This window comes from Paenibacillus amylolyticus (assembly GCF_036894225.1).
GTDB classification, from domain to species: Bacteria; Bacillota; Bacilli; order Paenibacillales; family Paenibacillaceae; genus Paenibacillus; species Paenibacillus amylolyticus.
The window spans coordinates 1,897,476-1,914,152 of record NZ_CP145892.1 but is presented as its reverse complement, the minus strand read 5'-3'; the positions used below and the strand labels follow the sequence as shown (position 1 = coordinate 1,914,152).

The following is a 16,677-nucleotide window of genomic DNA, read 5'->3' as shown; positions in this document are numbered from 1 at the left end:
TAAATTACTTACTTCCCGTTCCTACCTATACCGCACGGCCCCTGCTGCTTAATCCGCCACTCCATTATGCCGTCTCTCCACCCTGCGCAGCTTCGTAAGTCCCGGTTCAAACGTATACGGTACAAATCTGATCTCAGGTAAGGTGCATTCAAGCCGCTCTCCCAGCTTCATCAGTTCCAGCAGTACATTGGTCTCAACCTGAGCCATCACTGCGTTCCCGCCAAGTCGAAGGGATACCTCCATTGTTCCGTCCCCTTGCTGCACCACACGATAATGTTCAATATCCGGCGAAGCCGCAATGACCGAACGGGTAACGAAATCCGGAAAGACCGGTACCGCCTCACCCGTATGCATGTTTGAAAAATAAAGCGTGTCATCACAGCGGCCTTCAATCCGCTCAATGGCAGTAAACGGGGAACCACAGGCACATGGCAGCGCCGCCTCGGTCAGAATATCATTCAACCGATATCGGATGATCGGCTGTGATGTTCTGGAGAAGTCCGTAATAATGGGCACGAACCGTCGGGTGGCGGGATCAATGAACTCTTTTTCAATATGCACGATATCTTCATTCAAATGCAGTGTGCCATAACGACAGGTTGCACCCAGGAACCCTTCTGTGCACTGATAGACTTGATGAACGGTCTGTCCGAAGACCCGCTCCAACACCTTGCGATCCAGGGGGTCCAGCACCTCGGCAACAGAGATGATTTTATCCGGTACAGCAGTCAGATATCCTACCACATACGCATCCGCCAACAGACGCAGCATGGATGGAGGAGCCACCCACACGGTAGGTTGGTAGGTTTCCAGCCGCTTAACCAAGGTCTCCACACGTTCCAGCAGATCAAAGTACTGAAACTGCAATTTGCCACGTTGCACCGATTCATACAGATTACTGTTGGCCCGCAGGAAAAACGCAATCTTCGCAGGTTTCCACAGTCCACCAGGCAGCAACTTGGCCAGCACCGTACCCGTCCACGCATCCTGCTCCCGATCACTCACCAGAAATATCCCCCGGTTCCCTGACGTGCCCGAAGACAGTCCAACCGTCACGCCTTGAATGGAAGGTTTGAAATCACGTGTTTCTTCACTTTCACCTGCAAGAGCCAGCGCTTTGTCCTTGGTAATACCCACCGTGTTCAGTGTATCAAAATGTTCCATCATGGTTGATTTGTCAATCAACGGAAAGCTTCTCCAGTCGGTTGCGTCCACGCCACCCCACCACTTCCGGTAAAACGGAGATCGGGCACGGATCTGATGAACATGCCGAATAATCCGGCGCTCTTGCCAGCGCTCAAGTTGTTCTCGTGTTTTCCATGTTCGCAGCCCACGTGCGAGTGCATAATGAACCACAATACGAAAGGTATTACTCATCGTTTCAGCCCTCCTGTACCCCAAGCGTCCAATACCTCTCGGCAATGACTCGGCACAATCTGAATGTGGGGAAACTGCTGATGCAGCTGAACCAGCTTGTCAAAGTTACGATGGTATTCCTGTCGATTCGACATGATGATTCCAGCAAGAATATTCGGTCTGCGCTGTTCCCGAAAAGCCCGACTTGACCATACCGCGTCCGCGCAGAGAAAATAGTCATGTTCTTCTGTACGCAACAGGAGTCCCATCATGCCTTCCGCATGACCGGATACATCCACCCCAAGCAGACTGCCATCACCAAAGATGTCGTAGACCTCATCAAAAGGGAAAGCTTCCCCCGCTCTTATCCATCGCTCAGGCTCACACGTAACTGGCAATGATTTGACTATAAAATCCTCGGGCAACAGCCCCGCAAGAAAACCTGCTTTTACAGCCGCAATCGGACCAAGTGAGCGCACAGCATCATAGGCTCTTGGCAGATAGATGAATTGTGCCTCCGGGAAATCTCGTACACCCGCGATATGATCGCCGTGAAAATGCGAGAGGATGATATACCGAATATCCGAAGCTTTCAGTCCAATTCGAACCAAAAAATGAACGGCACTATCCTCTTCACGATAGACCACAGGTGTAATATGACGATACAGTGCGTTAGGCAAATGAGCCGTTTCCTCGAAAAAGCGGGAACTATATCCCGTATCCAGCAGGATCGGTCCATGTACGGGATGAATGATGCAGGCAAATCCTGCCGGGAAAGGTACTGGGCTCAATCGACCACCACGCAGCGTCAGAAACTCTGGATGTGTACAATAACCCGCCGCACCCAAATATAGTTCAACAGGAATTGTTGTCAGCATGATTCAGCCCTCCACCAGTCTGCAAATTGTTGTAATCCCTCTTCAATGGACACCCGAGGGACATACCCCAATTGCTCCCTTGCATCCGTAATATCCAATGTCTGTGGAATAGATAAGGAGCCGACTGTATACCGTGTCAATGCAGGTTCACCCATCGCAGGGATAAAGCCATGAACTCGCTCTAGCAACGCTGCCACACCATATGCCATCCGATAAGGAATGTTTCGACGACGCAAGGGCATATCCAGCATGCCAAGCAGGCTGCTCACCAACTCACTGAACGCCCTTGGATCGCCATTGGAAATATTGTAGGCTCTGCCAAGTGCTTCTGCACCGACATCGCGGCACAATAATAGGGCATCCACCACATTATCCACACATGTCAGATCGATTAACGCCTGTCCACCACCGATCATGGGCACGCCTGATTTTGCGTTTGCTACGACAATTCTGGGAAATAACGTCTGATCATACGGACCAAAAATGGCTCGCGGTCGAATCATGATCGATGGAAGTCCCTTCGCATGCCCCTCCATTACAACCTGCTCAGCGAGAAGCTTCGTGGCTGCATAATGATTGGCTGGTTTGGATGGCAACGGATCATTCTCATGTACGTTATACCGCGGGTTGTAGTTAAAATATATACTCGGAGTTGAGACATGTATGAATCGCTGCACCTCATTATGCAGGCAGCCATCAATGAGGTTTTGTGTGCCTTCTACATTACTGCTATAAAAGTCACGATATCGGCCCCATGGCGAGGATAGAGCTGCACAGTGAAACACCACATCCTGTCCCGTACACGCTTTGTTCACTGCAGCCTCATCCCGTATATCTCCATTCAGGAATCGGATTCCTGCCAAATCAAGTTCTGCACCAACCTTTGGCTGTCGGCCCATGCCAGTGACTTCCCATCCCTCTTTAGCAAGTCGTATCGCGAGATGCCTGCCCAGACATCCCGTAGCTCCTGTAACCAATGCTCTATTCATTGTTGTTCACCGTTCCATTCTATGTCATGAGTCAAAGCTTCAGTCAGCGAGCACTTCTGCGATCTTGCCAGACGCCATGCAGCTAGCACCACTTCGAATTGTTCAAATACAGGCTGGATATCCTGCCCTACATAGACCACATCCCTGGTTCCACGCCATGCAGCTATCCATGCACGGAGCTTCCCTTTGCCAAAGATCTGCTGTACTCCACTTCCCAACATGGGGAGCATGAGCATGGCTTTGCTGCCCCGTGCGGGCGTGATCATTTTTCTTTCTTTTACCAACGTCTCCGGTTCAGTTAGTGCACGCACCAAGTCATCTCCGGGGTGAAACAGATGAATTCCACTCGTTGCCCTCGGATTACACTCAATCGCGTACACTCGCCTATCCTGACCTTCTATAAAATCAAACCCAATCTGTCCGCTAAACCCCGTTGCCTCAACAAATTGTCTCACCCACGCAAGGGCACCTTCATGTTCCACCTGTTCAAAAAAAACACTGGCTCCCACGCTTCCTGTACGATAGCGACTGTCGTAAGTGGCATGTGCAACCAGTTGCCCTTCATGCGCTATGCTGTATGTACACAACATCTGACCAGGAATGTAGGCCTGTGCAACCCAAGGTGAAATAGATGATAGTGCTACCTCGTCCGGAAGGTCGTTACGGAAATGTCGACGTTTCTTTTCACTTACGTTTCCTTGCTGATCCGTCCCTGCCCCAGCGTCATCGGTCACGAGTATTGGCATGCGAACTTTGGCTGCGAAACGGGAATACACCGGTTTCCACACCCAATCTCCTACTTTTCCCAGAACAGACTGAGCTTCCATCCATTCCTCCCGACTGTGGATCAGGTGTGTATCCGGAACCGAAAGACCGAGTGACCCTGCAAGCTGGATAAAATCATATTTGTGGTGCAGCTCATGCAGCTGCTCCAAGGTTGTAACCAGAACACGGCAATATACACGCAGTCTGTCTGCCCCTTGAGCAACATAAAAGACTTCTTCACACATCGGAATCAACAGGTCGATCTGCCAATCCTGAACCAACCGTTCCAACTCCGCCAGATACGCACCTGTGTCATGACGTGGCGACGGGACCACAGCGCACTGTTCCACTGCACTGGATGATCTGGTCAGATGCCGTACGGCACTCTCCGCAACATAGACCCGATGGCCTGCTCGGCGAAGCATGCGTGCCAGATCAAGCGTTACGGGAGCCCTTCCGCCTGTAAGTAACACACGGAGAGAAGCAGCTGTACGATGTCCAGTTTCCCCAGATCTAGTAGTCAAAAATGAGTCCTCCCAATGATAATCCGGCAGCCGTGCCAATCATCAACACCCGATCTCCACGCTGAATACGCTGTTGTTTAATCGCTTCATGCAGCCCCATCGGGATTGATGCCGCAATCGTATTGCCGTGATTTCGTGTGATGTCCATAAACCGATCTTCAGCAATGCCAAGCTTCTTGCGAATCAGTCTCATCGCCATGGCACTTCCCTGATGAGGAATGACCAATTGGAAATCCTCCATTCGATTCCCGGTCGCCTGCAGCATATCACCAATGAATCCAGGCAAAAGTCTGGAAGCCATGCGGAAGATCGCCTGTCCATCCATATGAAAAAGGTAGGGTTCAGGCTGATCTGCCTTATAATTCGAAGCATGCAGCCGTGTACCTCCACCTGCAATCTCCGAGAAGCGAGCACCTCGGCTGTAGGTTTGAAGGGAAGCATGTACAATCTGAGAGGATGACCCTTCAGGCGAACGCTCAATAATAACAGCGGCCGCTCCATCTCCGAACAGGGCCGCACTTTCTTTATCCGACCAATTCAGTCCGGCTGAGGCAATCTCAGTGGCTACGAGCAGTACTCGCTGGTAACGTCCAGCATCTACCATATAGGAAATCACATCTAGTCCGTTCAGGAAACTTAGGCAGGTTGCATCCATATCAAAGGCAGGTACGCCCGAATCTTGCTGCCCCATGGCCTGCTGGATAAATACCGCCGTACTTGGCAACGGTTGTTCCTTCGTGCCACTGGTACACACCAGACAGTCGATATCACTGAATTGTAATCCTGCATCCGCCAGTGCAGCTTCCGCAGCCCGTGCGCCCATGAAAGAGGAAGTTTCTTCACCCGAAGCATAATGTCGCACACCTACGCCTGTAGCTTTGCTAACCCAGCCCGCAGGCACGTCCAAGCGGCGATCCAGTTCCTCATCGGTGACTTCCTGTTCAGGCAGGTACTTCCCTGTTCCTGCGATCCTTACTCTTCTAAGTTGCATTTCCCCAACCTCTTTCTGTTCATCTGACTGATATAATATAAGCTCGTATTCAAAAAGACCGGTTTTCAGTACCGAGAAGATGGGATGAAGCTAGAAATGGAGTAGCGGAGCGTAGGCAAACTACGTGAGCAACCACAATGTTTCCAAAGGAAACATACTTCGTAAGCCTCCAGCTTATTTCGGCTGAATTCCATATTCGATGCTGATGATGCCGATAGGCATCCTTCGTAATCAAAAGCGGACTTTTTGAAAAACCTCTATAAGTTCAGCTAATTAGTATTTACACAGACACTGCGATGACAGAACAACTTTCCGATCGCTGTTATCGTGTAAATGTTTAGTTGAACATATATAACAAAAGGGCAGATGCCTCTGCCCTTCCTGTTGTGTTTTCTTTTGTATGAAGTGTCATTTCTTCTTATTCAAAATCTCGGCAAGAGCGGCATCTAGTGTACCGTATGTGAACGTGAAGCCTTCACTCTCCATTCGCTCGGGAATCACCCAACGGCTTTTGAGAACCAGTTCCGTCTCGGTCTGAATGAAGCGTGCGCCCAGTTCAAGCATCCAGCGAGGAGAAGGTAGTCCAATCCGCACCCCCATCTGTTCTCTCAGACGCGCCATTAGCTCCCGATTCGTCACCGGATGCGGAGAGGACGCATTGAACACACCATTCAAGTGTGGATGCTCTTGCAGATAAATTACCATGCGGAAGAGATCCTCGATATGAATCCAGCTGAACTGCTGTGTTCCTGCGCCTTGAGATCCTCCCAGTCCAAAACGGACGAGGTTCGTCATGGGCACCATAACGCCACCCTCGCCCAGCACAATCGCGATCCGCAGTGCAATCTGACGCGTAGACGGCAGACTGAATTCAAAGAAAGCCTGTTCCCATCCCTTGGCAACGTCGACCGAGAATCCGGAGCCTATCTCGCCCTCTTTTTCCGTCATGGGACGATCTTCAGCATGTCTGTATATGGTCGCTGTACTCGAATTAATCCATAGTTCAGGAGGTTGATTACAAGCCAGGACGGCTTCGCCGAGAATGCGCGTTGTACGGGTTCTGGATTCCAGAATGACTTTGCGATTCTCCTCCGTATAACGGCAGTTCACCGATTTACCTGCCAGGTTAATCAACATTTCCGCCTCTTCCAGTGCCCCTATAATTCCTGCAGGATCCTCCCAGGCAATATGACCGGGCTGACGCGAGATAATTAACACCTCATACCCCAGCTTTCTGAACCTTTGGGCAAAATCCTGTCCAACAAATCCCGTTCCACCAGCTAATACAACCTTCTTCACGGTATCCCCTCATTTCCCATACTGGGTAAAGAATTCGCAAGATATAGATTGGAATGTTTCTATGCATGCAAAATACAGATATTAGATTAACACCGCCGGTGACCCGTTGGTTTGATTTATTTCGCACCCAGAGCTGCGTACAAGCGATCCCGCTCTTCGATAGCCCATGCGTTTGCAGGGTTTTGTTCCAGCTGATATCGGAGTTCATCATAAAAATCATGGATCATGAATCCATCTGGCAGATTGCCAAGCATGGCTGTAAAGTTGTACTCGGGCAGTGTTCTCTTTCCTTCACTGATCTGCTTCAGCCAGTCCATCCACTTTGCAAGAGTAAGCACTTCCTCCTGCCATAACTCAGCCTGTAACCCAAGCGCATCCTGAAGTTGCTCGTACGCCAATGGATCGGCGAAGACCCGGCAGGCCTGAACAGCTAGTTCGTACAACTCGGTCACTGCACGGCGTACCTCATGTTCAAGTTCGACCTCCAAGCCTCCCATGTAATCCTGAACCTGGATGCCCTGTCCATCATCATATAATAGTGGTGCCTGCGCCAACAGGCGTACAATCTCTTCCATCGCTTGCATTGAAACTCGCTTCTGCTCATAAAGAGCAGGTAATTGATATGCTGTAATAATCATTCACTCCTACATCGTTCTTCTATTAATGACCTATATTATAACATGGTTTGGCAATCATCTATCAGGATAACTTGACTATCCACTACAAGTTGTAGTAGTTTATACGTACTACGTAGTGTAGTAATACGATCGTTATGGACGCATAACGATGTTAAGGAGTGTTCACTGTGAACCAGATTCAAAAATTATCCGAAACAGAAATGGAGTTAATGGTTGTTATATGGTCATGCGCCCCACCGGTCACCTCGACAGAACTATTAGACATATTTGCTGAGAAAGGGAAAGCGTGGAAAGCGCAGACCATGTCTACCTTTCTGTCACGGTTGGTGGATAAAGGCGCACTTACCGTCACGAGACGTGGACGAACCAATGATTATGAACCTCTTCTAAAGCCCGAAGATTACAAACTACAGGAAACGCAGCACGTTCTTGATGGACTCTACCAAGGTTCAGTTAAAAATTTGGTTTCGGCCATGTATGACGGTGACAAGCTTTCAGACGATGACATTTCAGAATTGAAAAAATGGCTTTCGGAAAAGTAGGTGCAGATGATGAATATCTTTTTTGAGATTCTGTGCAGCCTGACCGTGGCGGGAAGTATCGTTTCTGTTTGTATTTTGGCACTACGACTTATACCCATATCTGTTTTTCCGACCAAGTGGCTCTACAGACTCGGTAAACTGGCTCTCTTGTTTTATCTGTTCCCGGTATCTCTTGGCCTTTCGAGGCTTTTGGATATTGCATTCCAAACGACATCAACTATACCGGGCACGGAGAATGCAGTAGCTTCGGGTGTAGTTGCAGGAACATTTATCCCCGAACAAACCATTTCGGTAACCACAGCCTGGTTCTTGTTATGCGTATGGGGCATTGGAGTCATTGGTTTTTCTGCATGGCAGGTGTACTGTTATCGAAGATTTTTGAATGAATTATCTCGTACACGTACCCCAGTCCTCTGTCATAGTGAAGCAGCTGTACAGCTACCATTAATCAAAGAAGCTTTGGGTCTCAAACGTAATATCACGCTTGCTCACAGCACGCTAGTACGAAGCCCTATACTGGTTGGCTTGTTTAAACCAACGATATATCTGCCACCCGAAAATACGGTGAAAATGGACATCAGCATGGTAATTCATCATGAGTTGGTACATCTAAAACATAAAGATCTGTGGGTCAAAGCTTTGACCTTGGGGGTTAGTGCCCTGCACTGGTTCAATCCCCTGATTCATATCATTCGCCGGGACATTCATACCTGGAGCGAGTTGGCCTGTGATGAAGATGTGGTGAAAGAGATGTCCCACGAAGAACGAAGACGATATGGTGAGACAATTTTAAATGTGATGGCGGGAACCAAGAAAATGCCTGCTCAATTTTGTTCGTCTCTATCGGGTGAAGGCAAACAATTAAAAAGGAGATTGATGATTATGTTTAATGTAAAGAAACTGAAAAAGAAACATTGGATGTTAAGTATGGGAGCCCTCCTGCTTATTACAGGTGTAAGTACGTCCACCGCCGTATGGGCATCAAACCACACAGTTAAAGTGGAGGCTGAGGCTTCTGAAGCTGTGACTGTTCCTTCTACGGGTGGATCTTCTGAAATCGTAGCTTCTCCCAACAAGGTTGGAATTTCCGAAGCTGTAACTGCTCCTTCTACTTCCGAAACTCCTGAGATCGTGGCTCTCCCTGAGGATGAAGTTTCCGAAGCTGTGCCAGTTCCGTCTGTTACTGTACCTTCTACTACTGTACCTTCTACTACTGTTCCATCTACTACTGAACCTTCTGAGGCTAAAGTTGTAGAATCAGCCACTGTTCCTTTTACCGGTGAATCTCCTGAAATGGTAGCTCTTCCTGGGGATAAGGTTTCAGTAACTGTACCTGCTCCTTCAGAAAAATAACCTATCGTTAAAGAGCAATAGCCATCCTTATATGGAAACAGGACGAAGCATAGATCATAGATCTCCGCTTCGTCCTGTTTCCGTTTCTCTGTCATGTGCATTAGATAAATGTTTTGATCGTAGCAAAATATTCACGGATCATATTGACGGGTTTCAGATAACCCGGTGACGGAGCCGATATGCCGTATTCTGCCGCATAACCGTTCTTGGCAGCGATATACTTGGAGCGAAACATATGATAGTCACTGGTGACAATCATGATCTCAGGGTGCTCTAACCCCGATTGAAGAATGATTTTTTTGGAAAAGGCCAAATTCTCCTGTGTACTTGTGGAGCGATCTTCCATAATGACTTGGGCGGGGTTAATCCCCTGTTCAATTAGATAGTTTTTCATGGCGAGCGCTTCAGGAATCGATTCTCCAGGTCCCTGCCCACCCGATACAATGACCGGTGTCTGAGGGTGGCTGCGAATGTAGTCCAGACTGGCATCCAACCTTTGCTTCAGGGTCAATGACAATTCCGTTCCTCTGATGCCTGAACCCAGAATAATGACATAGTCCGCTTCTTCCGGATCATTCGAACCAAGCTGTGTGAATACAAGGGCTTCGATAATGACAAAAGAGACGACAGCCACGCTAATTCCGGTAAGGATAATCCGTTTCAGAATAACATGCTTCTGATAGTCAATCCGTCTTAGTACGATAAAAGCCACCGTGATCATTCCAAAAAACATGACTGAGAATTTTTGCCCCCAGAAGGCCAGAAATGCCACAAAACATGCCAACAGGACAAGATCAATGATCAGTCCATTTTTTTGTAAGAACTTTTTTATCAAATCCGTAGACACTCCTTCTTGTACCCATTATTCCGCAAATCACTTATTATTCAATAATTACGAATATATCCTGCACCTATGTAACTTTGAGGCAAATGGAGACTACGAACTCTCCGCAGGTCATGCATTAATTGCTCGTGTTTGATGATCGTCTGAATGAATGGGTTCTCATATAACATATCTGCCTCCTGCGGTTTACCTCGTTGTCCTCTTATTGCTGTTAACCTTCGTTCCAATATATCATGTTTACCTATCTGCAATAAAATGAACAACGCTTGAACATCCTCTGTACAACTTCGAACTCTGATTAATCACAACCAAATAACCCATAAACAGGTTCGGTTATCCGAATGTTTATGGGCGACAATGATCGAGTTAGAAACGGTTAAAATTTATTTAATCGGTATCCAGATTTGTGGCGGTTGATTGAGGCCCGGGTATACTTCCAGCTCCGGCATATATGCGTGCTCATAAGGGTTGGATGGAAACCATTCCGAAATAATCCGTTTCCACAGAAGCTGCATACTCTCCGGCATCGGGCCTTCTACCTCAAATACACTCCATTTGGAAGCAGGCATGGTGAAGCTTGATAATCCTTCCGGCACTTCACCATCGTAAGTCGTAGCAATCCAGTATTGCATCTGTTTCTCCTGGATTTCGCTCTGATCCACAACGACGCCAAGTAACCCTGATATATCCCCGTTGTTCAGTTCAAATAAACGATCCTCTGTACCGCTTGTCCACGCTTCCTGCCACATCTTCCCGACGCCTTGCAGATGTTCTCCATCTGCATATGAGAAAGTTTGCTCCACTCCGACCAACGTAAATTCGGGATGTTCAACAATTTTATATTTCATCGGCTCTGCTCCTTTTAGACTCACTTGAATCACCAGACGATTATACGATTGGACAGCGTTACTATTCTTTCGAGCCTCACTGGGTGCGATCCCATGTTGTCTACGAAATGCTTTGGAGAAAGATTCCGGTGTGTCGTAACCGTATTTAAATGCCAGATCAATGATTTTGTGATCAGTTTGAAGCAGCTCATGTGCCGCCAGTGTCAATCGTCTGCGTTTTATGTACTCGGCTACAGTAACATCAGTTAATAAGGCAAAGGTACGTTGAAAATGAAAAGGAGAGATATGGGCCTGCGCTGCAATCTGCTCCATCGTCATATTTTCGAGCAAGTGGTCTTCCATATATTGAATAGCGACCTGTAATGCGTTGATCCAGTTCATGTAATAATCACTCCTTGATGTCTAATATAACGGATAAACCACCCAAAAACCTGTCATGTTGTGCTCTCATATGTCCGGTTAATGTGCAACGACGTTGTTCATATAACGCCCTGCCCAGGCTTTGAACTAACCAAAGACAAGAGGAGTCACAACATTTGACAATGTAAAAGATATATTATAGCCTACAAGTATAATGATCGTTCTATCTTATTTTGAAGGGAGAGTATCATTGAATATGAGCAGCAAAAAAGAAATGCTTTTGAACGTGGCTGAAGAATTGTTCTACCTTCATGGCTTCCATTCCATCGGCTTGAAGCGGATTATTACGGATGCCGGGATCGCGATTATGACGCTATATAATCATTTTGAGTCCAAGGATGATCTCATTGTCCAGGTACTCTTGCGACGCGAACAGCGTTATTTAGAACAGCTCAGGCAATATGCAGACAATAAAGCACAACCTATGTTCCTCAATCTGGCTGAGGGACATGCAACCTGGTTGAAGGAACACGAATCAAGAGGTTGCTTATTTTTACGCGCCAAAGAAGAATTCGGAGGTCATGAAGACCATATCATCGTGCAGACAGTGAATGCGCATAAAAGACATATGCGAACTTTAATCCAAACATTGGCGCCTGTTGCAAGTGATCGAGATCTATTGCGATTCTCCCTGCTGCTGGAGGGTTCCACGGCACTTGCTGAGACAGAAAATGTAAATGACGTCTGCCTTGAACTGATCCATATGACGCAGACCAGTTTCAAATAAAGCTATTCCGGGTGAGTTAATATTTCAACTCACTTTTTTATTTAATAAGAAATATAATGATCGTTCTATCTAAAAGGCGGTGGATTTAATGAAAAAAATTATCTTTCCAGGCATTGCACTTATCGCTGTATGTTATGCATTCGGGCGATTCAGTTATGGATTGTTTATGCCGGAAATTTCGGAAGACTTACAATTAAATGATGCAGCCTCTGGCGCGATTAACTCAGGAACGTATATTGCCTACTGTCTGTCCCTTCTAACTGCACCACTGTTGATTAATCGCAAGGGACATCATTATGTCATTCAATTGGCAGGGATCAGCGCAGTGCTCGGATTAACCGGCATCGCCTTGGCTCAGAATGCATGGGTTCTTACATTTAGTATATTTCTAGCAGGTTTGAGTACAGGCTGGGCCTCTCCAGCCCTCGGTAACACGGTTAATGCCGAGCTTGCTCCCGAGCTACAAGCAAGAGGCAACAGCTGGATTAACACAGGGACCAGCTTCGGAATTGTAATATCAGGTCCACTCTACTGGCTGTTCACGGATTACTGGCGTCTAACCTACATCCTGTTTGCTGTAATCGGTGTTGTGGTTCTTTTGTGGAACAGACGTGTTATTCCGGCAACCAAGACACTGCCTTGTACCAAGTCTCTCTGGACATGTATGAAACCTACCAGACCAGGGTCTGCTCTGCTCATGGCTTGTCTGTTGACAGGTTTCAGTTCTGCAATCTACTGGACCTTTGCCCGGAACTTCCTCACAGACGAGAAAGGGGCCTCCGATTCGGAAGCCGTATTGTTCTGGATTGTGATGGGGGTTATGGGGATAATCGGTGGATGCGCTGGTCGCATTATTGAACGGTTCGAGGTTGGGTGGTCCTACCGAATAGGCATACTGTTATTGGCTATTTCGCTCGGGGTTATCCTTCTGCCTTCAATGACTGCCAGTCTCATCTCTGCGATCATATTTGGCAGCACGTATATTTTCCTGACCAGTGTATTTATCGTTTGGGCGACGAGACTATTCAGTCCAAATGTGTCCATCGGAATTAGCCTTGCCTTTCTCGCGCTGGGTGTTGGGCAATTCCTTGGCTCATCTATGGCAGGTTATACGATCGAAGTGTTTTCCAATACAACGGCATTTCTGGCTTTTGCTATACTCGGCCTGTTTGGATTGTTAATTCGGGTGAAATAAATGACAGAACAACCTTCTGATCCCTGTTATTTTACCCGGCGAACACTTCCGGTCACTCCATGCTGAAGCTGTACGTCTGTAAAAGTAACCTTGGTCCCTTGCCCAATGGGGGATTGGGCCACAATGCCAACTTTGATCTCTTCCGGGCAGTCGAGTCCGAAATAACGAACCAGCTTCCACTTCTCTCCATCTTGAGAATAATGGAAAGCAAAGCTGTTGCCTGCCCGAGCTACACGTAAATAAGGCTTATTAACGTCTACGGGTGCTGATACACAATCATCGGAGTTACCACGAGTAACAACACTAAGAATAGACGGCTGTTCTTCAAAATACTCAAAGCAGACTTTAGCCCAATTCGTATCGTCCACCCTCACCATCAGGCAGCCCGAATCATACTGTTCTTTCATGTCCACCTGTACTTGAGTGACGATGCTGAAATCTCCCTTGACTATCGTATGTAAAAATGGAGCTGAAGCTTTCACCGGCTCACCACCCGGATCAATGAAAAAGTCACTGATCGGCGAAACGGTTATCGTTACTTTGCCGTCTTCAATGGACCAATCTGCTGGCTCGTTCAGCCATCTCAGGTTGGCAGATAATGTTTGACCTGAACAATGTTCGAATAGATTCGTCATGTGGCACACCCTTTGTGTTGGAGTTGGAGTTTAAGTTTTCTAACTTCTCTATTGGTATTCGGTATGTGTCATGGTTAATCCTGTAGGTTTTACATCAAGTTCCCATCCCTGATATCAGTTGATAGAAATCGTCACTCTTTATTATTAATAAGGTAATTTTATCCAAAATATGATAAACTGGACATACGAGATTACTTCAATAATTTGAATCACAACAGGAGGTCATCCTATGTTTGGTGTTAACGTGAAAAAAGTAGAAGATCAACTGGTCATCCGGTGGCAGTTTTCCAAAATTGAAATTCCCATTGCACATATCACATCGGTCACCCTGGATGATACGTATGGTGGCAGCGAACCATCCGCCATTCGGATCGGTCCAGTCAATGGCACAAGCGAAAGAATTCTCATCCGCACGGTTAATCAATCGTACATTTTATTCACTTCCAGCGTGACTTTACATACCAATATCCAAGCTATGTTACACCCGTCAAACTAAATGGTTGTTCAACTTCTAATGTTTCAGGGGTGATGGGTTCCATTAACAAATGTGCGCTACCAACAAATGAAGCGTTAGTATTCGCATGAATTCTTACAGCGAATACTAACGCTTCATTGATTCCAATTCAAGTTGGACGTGGGATTCTTATAACCAACTCCACTTCGGTAACTGATCGAGCGTAATGACCTCTTTGCTATGGTACAATTCCTTCAAAAACGTTAGTTCATTATGCGTCCCGTCTCTCAGGAATCCACCTGTCCAGGTACAGAACCAACTCCAGTGTACATCCTGTTCCTTCATCTGCTTAGGATCAGGGATGGAGCCGTTCTCGGCCAGTGCGATGATTTTGCCGTTCTGTACGAGCTCTCGCAGGTTGGTGTAACGGGCAGCCAGCGGGCTGTGGTCTCCTGCTTCAGGGTACACATCCGCACTGACAATATCCACGATATCATCCCCTGGATACCATTCCGGTTTTTCCGAGTTCCAGACCCAGATAAGATTGTGCAGCTGATGTTCTTGAACCAATCGATCATACAACAAACGATACAACTGTTTGGCAGGTTCGGGGCCTTTCGCTCCCCACCAGAACCAGCCACCCTCCGCTTCATGAAGTGGTCGAAATAATACAGGCACACCAGCATCCTTCAACTCTTGCAAATGTGTAGCAATAACATCGATATCCCGAATCAATAACTGATATGCTTCCGATTCAGGATGCGCCAGCGCTGAACCCAGATCATAGGTGGTAGCATCCGTATAGAACCCCCGCCACCACTCTTTACCCGGTTCATCGATCAGATCCGTCGGTGCGTTCCAGTGCCAGCATAGCGTCACGATCCCGCCTTGTTTGTGCCAGTCTACCGCATCCCGAATCTCCTGGGAGACCGCACCGCGCTCTGTTCTTGATGGCGAATATTCCATGAGATCAAAGCCAATCACAACTGGTTTCCGTCCTGTATTTTCATTAATCCAGTTTAGATTGCTATAATCCTGCTGGCCTGACAACATCCCTTTTTGATAACGCTCTACCAGGAACGCCATCAGTTCTTTTGCTTCGGGAGTCGCTGCTTTATTCACCGGAACTCTGCTGATCTCACGCACTGTCATCTCTACACCTCCAATTGGATTTAACATGTTAACCCACTACACCAGAACGTTCGATACTCTCCACGAAATAACGTTGCACAAACAGATACAAAATGATCAGGGGTGCAATAGCCAGCAAAATGCCTGTATCCACAATCATCGCCACATAGTTTGGATCGGCCTTGATGCCCGAGTTCGAGCCAAAGCCCATCAGCTGCGGAATCAACTGGTTCGCCTGAGCAGGTAAGGAAGCCACTTTCAGCGATATCAGTGGACTTTCACTCATGAATAATGCCGAATAAAAGGTATCGTTATACTGCCATACAAACGAGAACAAAATGACCGTAATCAGCGGCGAGATTGCATTGGGCAGCATGATTCGAGCAAACGTTTTGAATCCACCTGCGCCGTCAATCAATGCAGCCTCCTCGATTTCCTTTGGCATGCCCTTGAAGAACTGACGGAAAATATAGATGAACAGCCCCGCCTTCAGCCCTCCCGCTGTAGCAGCCGTGATCATGGAAGGCCAATACGTATTCAGCAGATTGATACCATTTTTTCCAGAGAACAACTGGATGATGCCCATAAAGTCAAAGCTGCGGAAATGCAGATACATTGGCACCATAAGTGTGCTTGTCGGCACCAGAATCGTCAGAATCACAAGGATGAAGAGTACATTACTACCCGGAAACGAAAACCGGGCGAAGCCATATCCGGCAAGTGCACAGGATATCGCTGTCAGAAGCGTTGTGATGGTAACAAACAATAACGTGTTCGCCAGCAGAGGCAGGTAATCCATCACTTGCGCCGCTAGCCGGATATTATCCAATGTAAAGTGCTGGGGAATCATATAGATCGTTGGATTGTAGATATCCTGTTTATCCTTAAACGCAACTGACACTTTGAGAAATAACGGGTACAAAATAATAAATGAAATGCCGATGACCAGTGCATATCTGAATATGGAATAGAGAAGGTCCGATGTTTTGTTTCGCACCCGATGCATGTGATAATTCTGCTTCGGAACTACCACCATGCGATCTGTCCCTGATGCAGCCATAATCTGAAGCCTCCCTTAATGTTAACCG

18 protein-coding genes are annotated in these 16,677 nt (G+C 47.2%); 5 read left to right on the top strand and 13 right to left on the bottom strand.

All coding sequences use genetic code 11. The features are described 5' to 3' along the window. Nucleotides 1-48: 48 nt before the first annotated feature. From V6668_RS08740 to V6668_RS08710, 7 genes are all read right to left on the bottom strand, one after another. A complete protein-coding gene (locus V6668_RS08740; protein ID WP_076327074.1) occupies nt 49-1,377 on the bottom strand; it encodes a F390 synthetase-related protein in 1,329 nt (442 codons plus the stop codon). Further along, the gene (locus V6668_RS08735) at nt 1,374-2,234 is read right to left on the bottom strand and encodes an MBL fold metallo-hydrolase (RefSeq protein ID WP_338708186.1); all 861 of its coding nucleotides are present in this window, start codon (nt 2,232-2,234) and stop codon (nt 1,374-1,376) included. The genes V6668_RS08740 and V6668_RS08735 overlap by 4 nt, the downstream gene beginning before the upstream one ends. Next, entirely contained in the window at nt 2,228-3,223 is a 996-nt protein-coding gene (locus tag V6668_RS08730; protein WP_338708185.1) for an NAD-dependent epimerase/dehydratase family protein, read from the bottom strand. The genes V6668_RS08735 and V6668_RS08730 overlap by 7 nt, the downstream gene beginning before the upstream one ends. Further along, nucleotides 3,220-4,512 (bottom strand): ATP-grasp domain-containing protein, encoded by a 1,293-nt coding sequence (locus tag V6668_RS08725; protein WP_338708184.1) that lies wholly within the window; start codon nt 4,510-4,512, stop codon nt 3,220-3,222. Before V6668_RS08725 ends, V6668_RS08730 begins: the two co-directional genes overlap by 4 nt. After that, complete coding sequence (locus V6668_RS08720; protein WP_036669682.1) at nt 4,502-5,503, bottom strand: beta-ketoacyl-ACP synthase III; 1,002 nt, start codon at nt 5,501-5,503, stop codon at nt 4,502-4,504. The genes V6668_RS08725 and V6668_RS08720 overlap by 11 nt, the downstream gene beginning before the upstream one ends. A 408-nt stretch (nt 5,504-5,911) precedes the next feature. Beyond that, nucleotides 5,912-6,802: a TIGR01777 family oxidoreductase gene (locus tag V6668_RS08715; protein ID WP_338708183.1), complete on the bottom strand. Its 891-nt coding sequence runs from the start codon at nt 6,800-6,802 to the stop codon at nt 5,912-5,914. Between the two features lie 116 nt (nt 6,803-6,918). Continuing rightward, nucleotides 6,919-7,440: a hypothetical protein gene (locus V6668_RS08710; protein ID WP_100529546.1), complete on the bottom strand. Its 522-nt coding sequence runs from the start codon at nt 7,438-7,440 to the stop codon at nt 6,919-6,921. Between the two features lie 167 nt (nt 7,441-7,607). Here V6668_RS08710 and V6668_RS08705 point away from each other — a divergent pair, with 167 nt between their 5' ends. Together V6668_RS08705 and V6668_RS08700 are read left to right on the top strand one after the other, a co-directional pair. After that, nucleotides 7,608-7,982: a BlaI/MecI/CopY family transcriptional regulator gene (locus tag V6668_RS08705; protein WP_017689706.1), complete on the top strand. Its 375-nt coding sequence runs from the start codon at nt 7,608-7,610 to the stop codon at nt 7,980-7,982. 6 nt (nt 7,983-7,988) lie between these two features. Then, nucleotides 7,989-9,335 carry a M56 family metallopeptidase gene (locus tag V6668_RS08700; RefSeq protein WP_338708182.1) on the top strand — a complete coding sequence of 449 codons (1,347 nt, stop codon included), beginning with the start codon at nt 7,989-7,991 and terminating at the stop codon, nt 9,333-9,335. Between the two features lie 100 nt (nt 9,336-9,435). Here V6668_RS08700 and V6668_RS08695 read toward each other — a convergent pair whose 3' ends face one another. From V6668_RS08695 to V6668_RS08685, 3 genes are all read right to left on the bottom strand, one after another. Then, entirely contained in the window at nt 9,436-10,170 is a 735-nt protein-coding gene (locus tag V6668_RS08695; protein ID WP_338708181.1) for a YdcF family protein, read from the bottom strand. A gap of 50 nt (nt 10,171-10,220) precedes the next feature. Continuing rightward, on the bottom strand, nt 10,221-10,349 hold the full coding sequence (locus V6668_RS08690; protein WP_338708180.1) for a hypothetical protein: 129 nt from the start codon (nt 10,347-10,349) through the stop codon (nt 10,221-10,223). A gap of 213 nt (nt 10,350-10,562) precedes the next feature. Then, the gene (locus tag V6668_RS08685; protein ID WP_338708179.1) at nt 10,563-11,408 is read right to left on the bottom strand and encodes an AraC family transcriptional regulator; all 846 of its coding nucleotides are present in this window, start codon (nt 11,406-11,408) and stop codon (nt 10,563-10,565) included. Nucleotides 11,409-11,643: 235 nt separating this feature from the next. Here V6668_RS08685 and V6668_RS08680 point away from each other — a divergent pair, with 235 nt between their 5' ends. Further along, nucleotides 11,644-12,174: a TetR/AcrR family transcriptional regulator gene (locus V6668_RS08680; RefSeq protein ID WP_338708178.1), complete on the top strand. Its 531-nt coding sequence runs from the start codon at nt 11,644-11,646 to the stop codon at nt 12,172-12,174. An 88-nt stretch (nt 12,175-12,262) separates the two neighbouring features. Next, nucleotides 12,263-13,369, top strand: a complete 1,107-nt coding sequence (locus V6668_RS08675) for an MFS transporter (protein WP_338708177.1) — start codon at nt 12,263-12,265, stop codon at nt 13,367-13,369. A gap of 26 nt (nt 13,370-13,395) precedes the next feature. Here the strand turns inward: V6668_RS08675 and V6668_RS08670 are convergent, their stop codons facing one another. Continuing rightward, nucleotides 13,396-14,004 (bottom strand): DUF1349 domain-containing protein, encoded by a 609-nt coding sequence (locus V6668_RS08670; RefSeq protein WP_338708176.1) that lies wholly within the window; start codon nt 14,002-14,004, stop codon nt 13,396-13,398. Nucleotides 14,005-14,233: 229 nt separating this feature from the next. Here V6668_RS08670 and V6668_RS08665 point away from each other — a divergent pair, with 229 nt between their 5' ends. Then, nucleotides 14,234-14,500 carry a hypothetical protein gene (locus V6668_RS08665; protein ID WP_127544537.1) on the top strand — a complete coding sequence of 89 codons (267 nt, stop codon included), beginning with the start codon at nt 14,234-14,236 and terminating at the stop codon, nt 14,498-14,500. Between the two features lie 147 nt (nt 14,501-14,647). Here the strand turns inward: V6668_RS08665 and V6668_RS08660 are convergent, their stop codons facing one another. Both V6668_RS08660 and V6668_RS08655 read right to left on the bottom strand, forming a co-directional pair. Beyond that, on the bottom strand, nt 14,648-15,637 hold the full coding sequence (locus tag V6668_RS08660; RefSeq protein ID WP_338708175.1) for a glycosyl hydrolase: 990 nt from the start codon (nt 15,635-15,637) through the stop codon (nt 14,648-14,650). A gap of 1 nt (nt 15,638) precedes the next feature. Continuing rightward, a complete protein-coding gene (locus V6668_RS08655; protein ID WP_081745928.1) occupies nt 15,639-16,649 on the bottom strand; it encodes a carbohydrate ABC transporter permease in 1,011 nt (336 codons plus the stop codon). Between the last annotated feature and the right edge of the window lie 28 nt (nt 16,650-16,677).

Bases quoted from the DNA above. Each gene is read 5' to 3' on its own strand.
- V6668_RS08740 (WP_076327074.1), bottom strand. From the start codon at position 1,377: ATGAGTAATACCTTTCGTATTGTGGTTCATTATGCACTCGCACGTGGG.
- V6668_RS08670 (WP_338708176.1), bottom strand. From the start codon at position 14,004: ATGACGAATCTATTCGAACATTGTTCAGGTCAAACATTATCTGCCAAC.
- V6668_RS08675 (WP_338708177.1), top strand. From the start codon at position 12,263: ATGAAAAAAATTATCTTTCCAGGCATTGCACTTATCGCTGTATGTTAT.
- V6668_RS08685 (WP_338708179.1), bottom strand. From the start codon at position 11,408: ATGAACTGGATCAACGCATTACAGGTCGCTATTCAATATATGGAAGAC.
- V6668_RS08655 (WP_081745928.1), bottom strand. From the start codon at position 16,649: ATGGCTGCATCAGGGACAGATCGCATGGTGGTAGTTCCGAAGCAGAAT.
- V6668_RS08690 (WP_338708180.1), bottom strand. From the start codon at position 10,349: ATGTTATATGAGAACCCATTCATTCAGACGATCATCAAACACGAGCAA.
- V6668_RS08665 (WP_127544537.1), top strand. From the start codon at position 14,234: ATGTTTGGTGTTAACGTGAAAAAAGTAGAAGATCAACTGGTCATCCGG.
- V6668_RS08710 (WP_100529546.1), bottom strand. From the start codon at position 7,440: ATGATTATTACAGCATATCAATTACCTGCTCTTTATGAGCAGAAGCGA.
- V6668_RS08700 (WP_338708182.1), top strand. From the start codon at position 7,989: ATGATGAATATCTTTTTTGAGATTCTGTGCAGCCTGACCGTGGCGGGA.
- V6668_RS08735 (WP_338708186.1), bottom strand. From the start codon at position 2,234: ATGCTGACAACAATTCCTGTTGAACTATATTTGGGTGCGGCGGGTTAT.
- V6668_RS08730 (WP_338708185.1), bottom strand. From the start codon at position 3,223: ATGAATAGAGCATTGGTTACAGGAGCTACGGGATGTCTGGGCAGGCAT.
- V6668_RS08720 (WP_036669682.1), bottom strand. From the start codon at position 5,503: ATGCAACTTAGAAGAGTAAGGATCGCAGGAACAGGGAAGTACCTGCCT.
- V6668_RS08680 (WP_338708178.1), top strand. From the start codon at position 11,644: ATGAGCAGCAAAAAAGAAATGCTTTTGAACGTGGCTGAAGAATTGTTC.
- V6668_RS08660 (WP_338708175.1), bottom strand. From the start codon at position 15,637: ATGTTAAATCCAATTGGAGGTGTAGAGATGACAGTGCGTGAGATCAGC.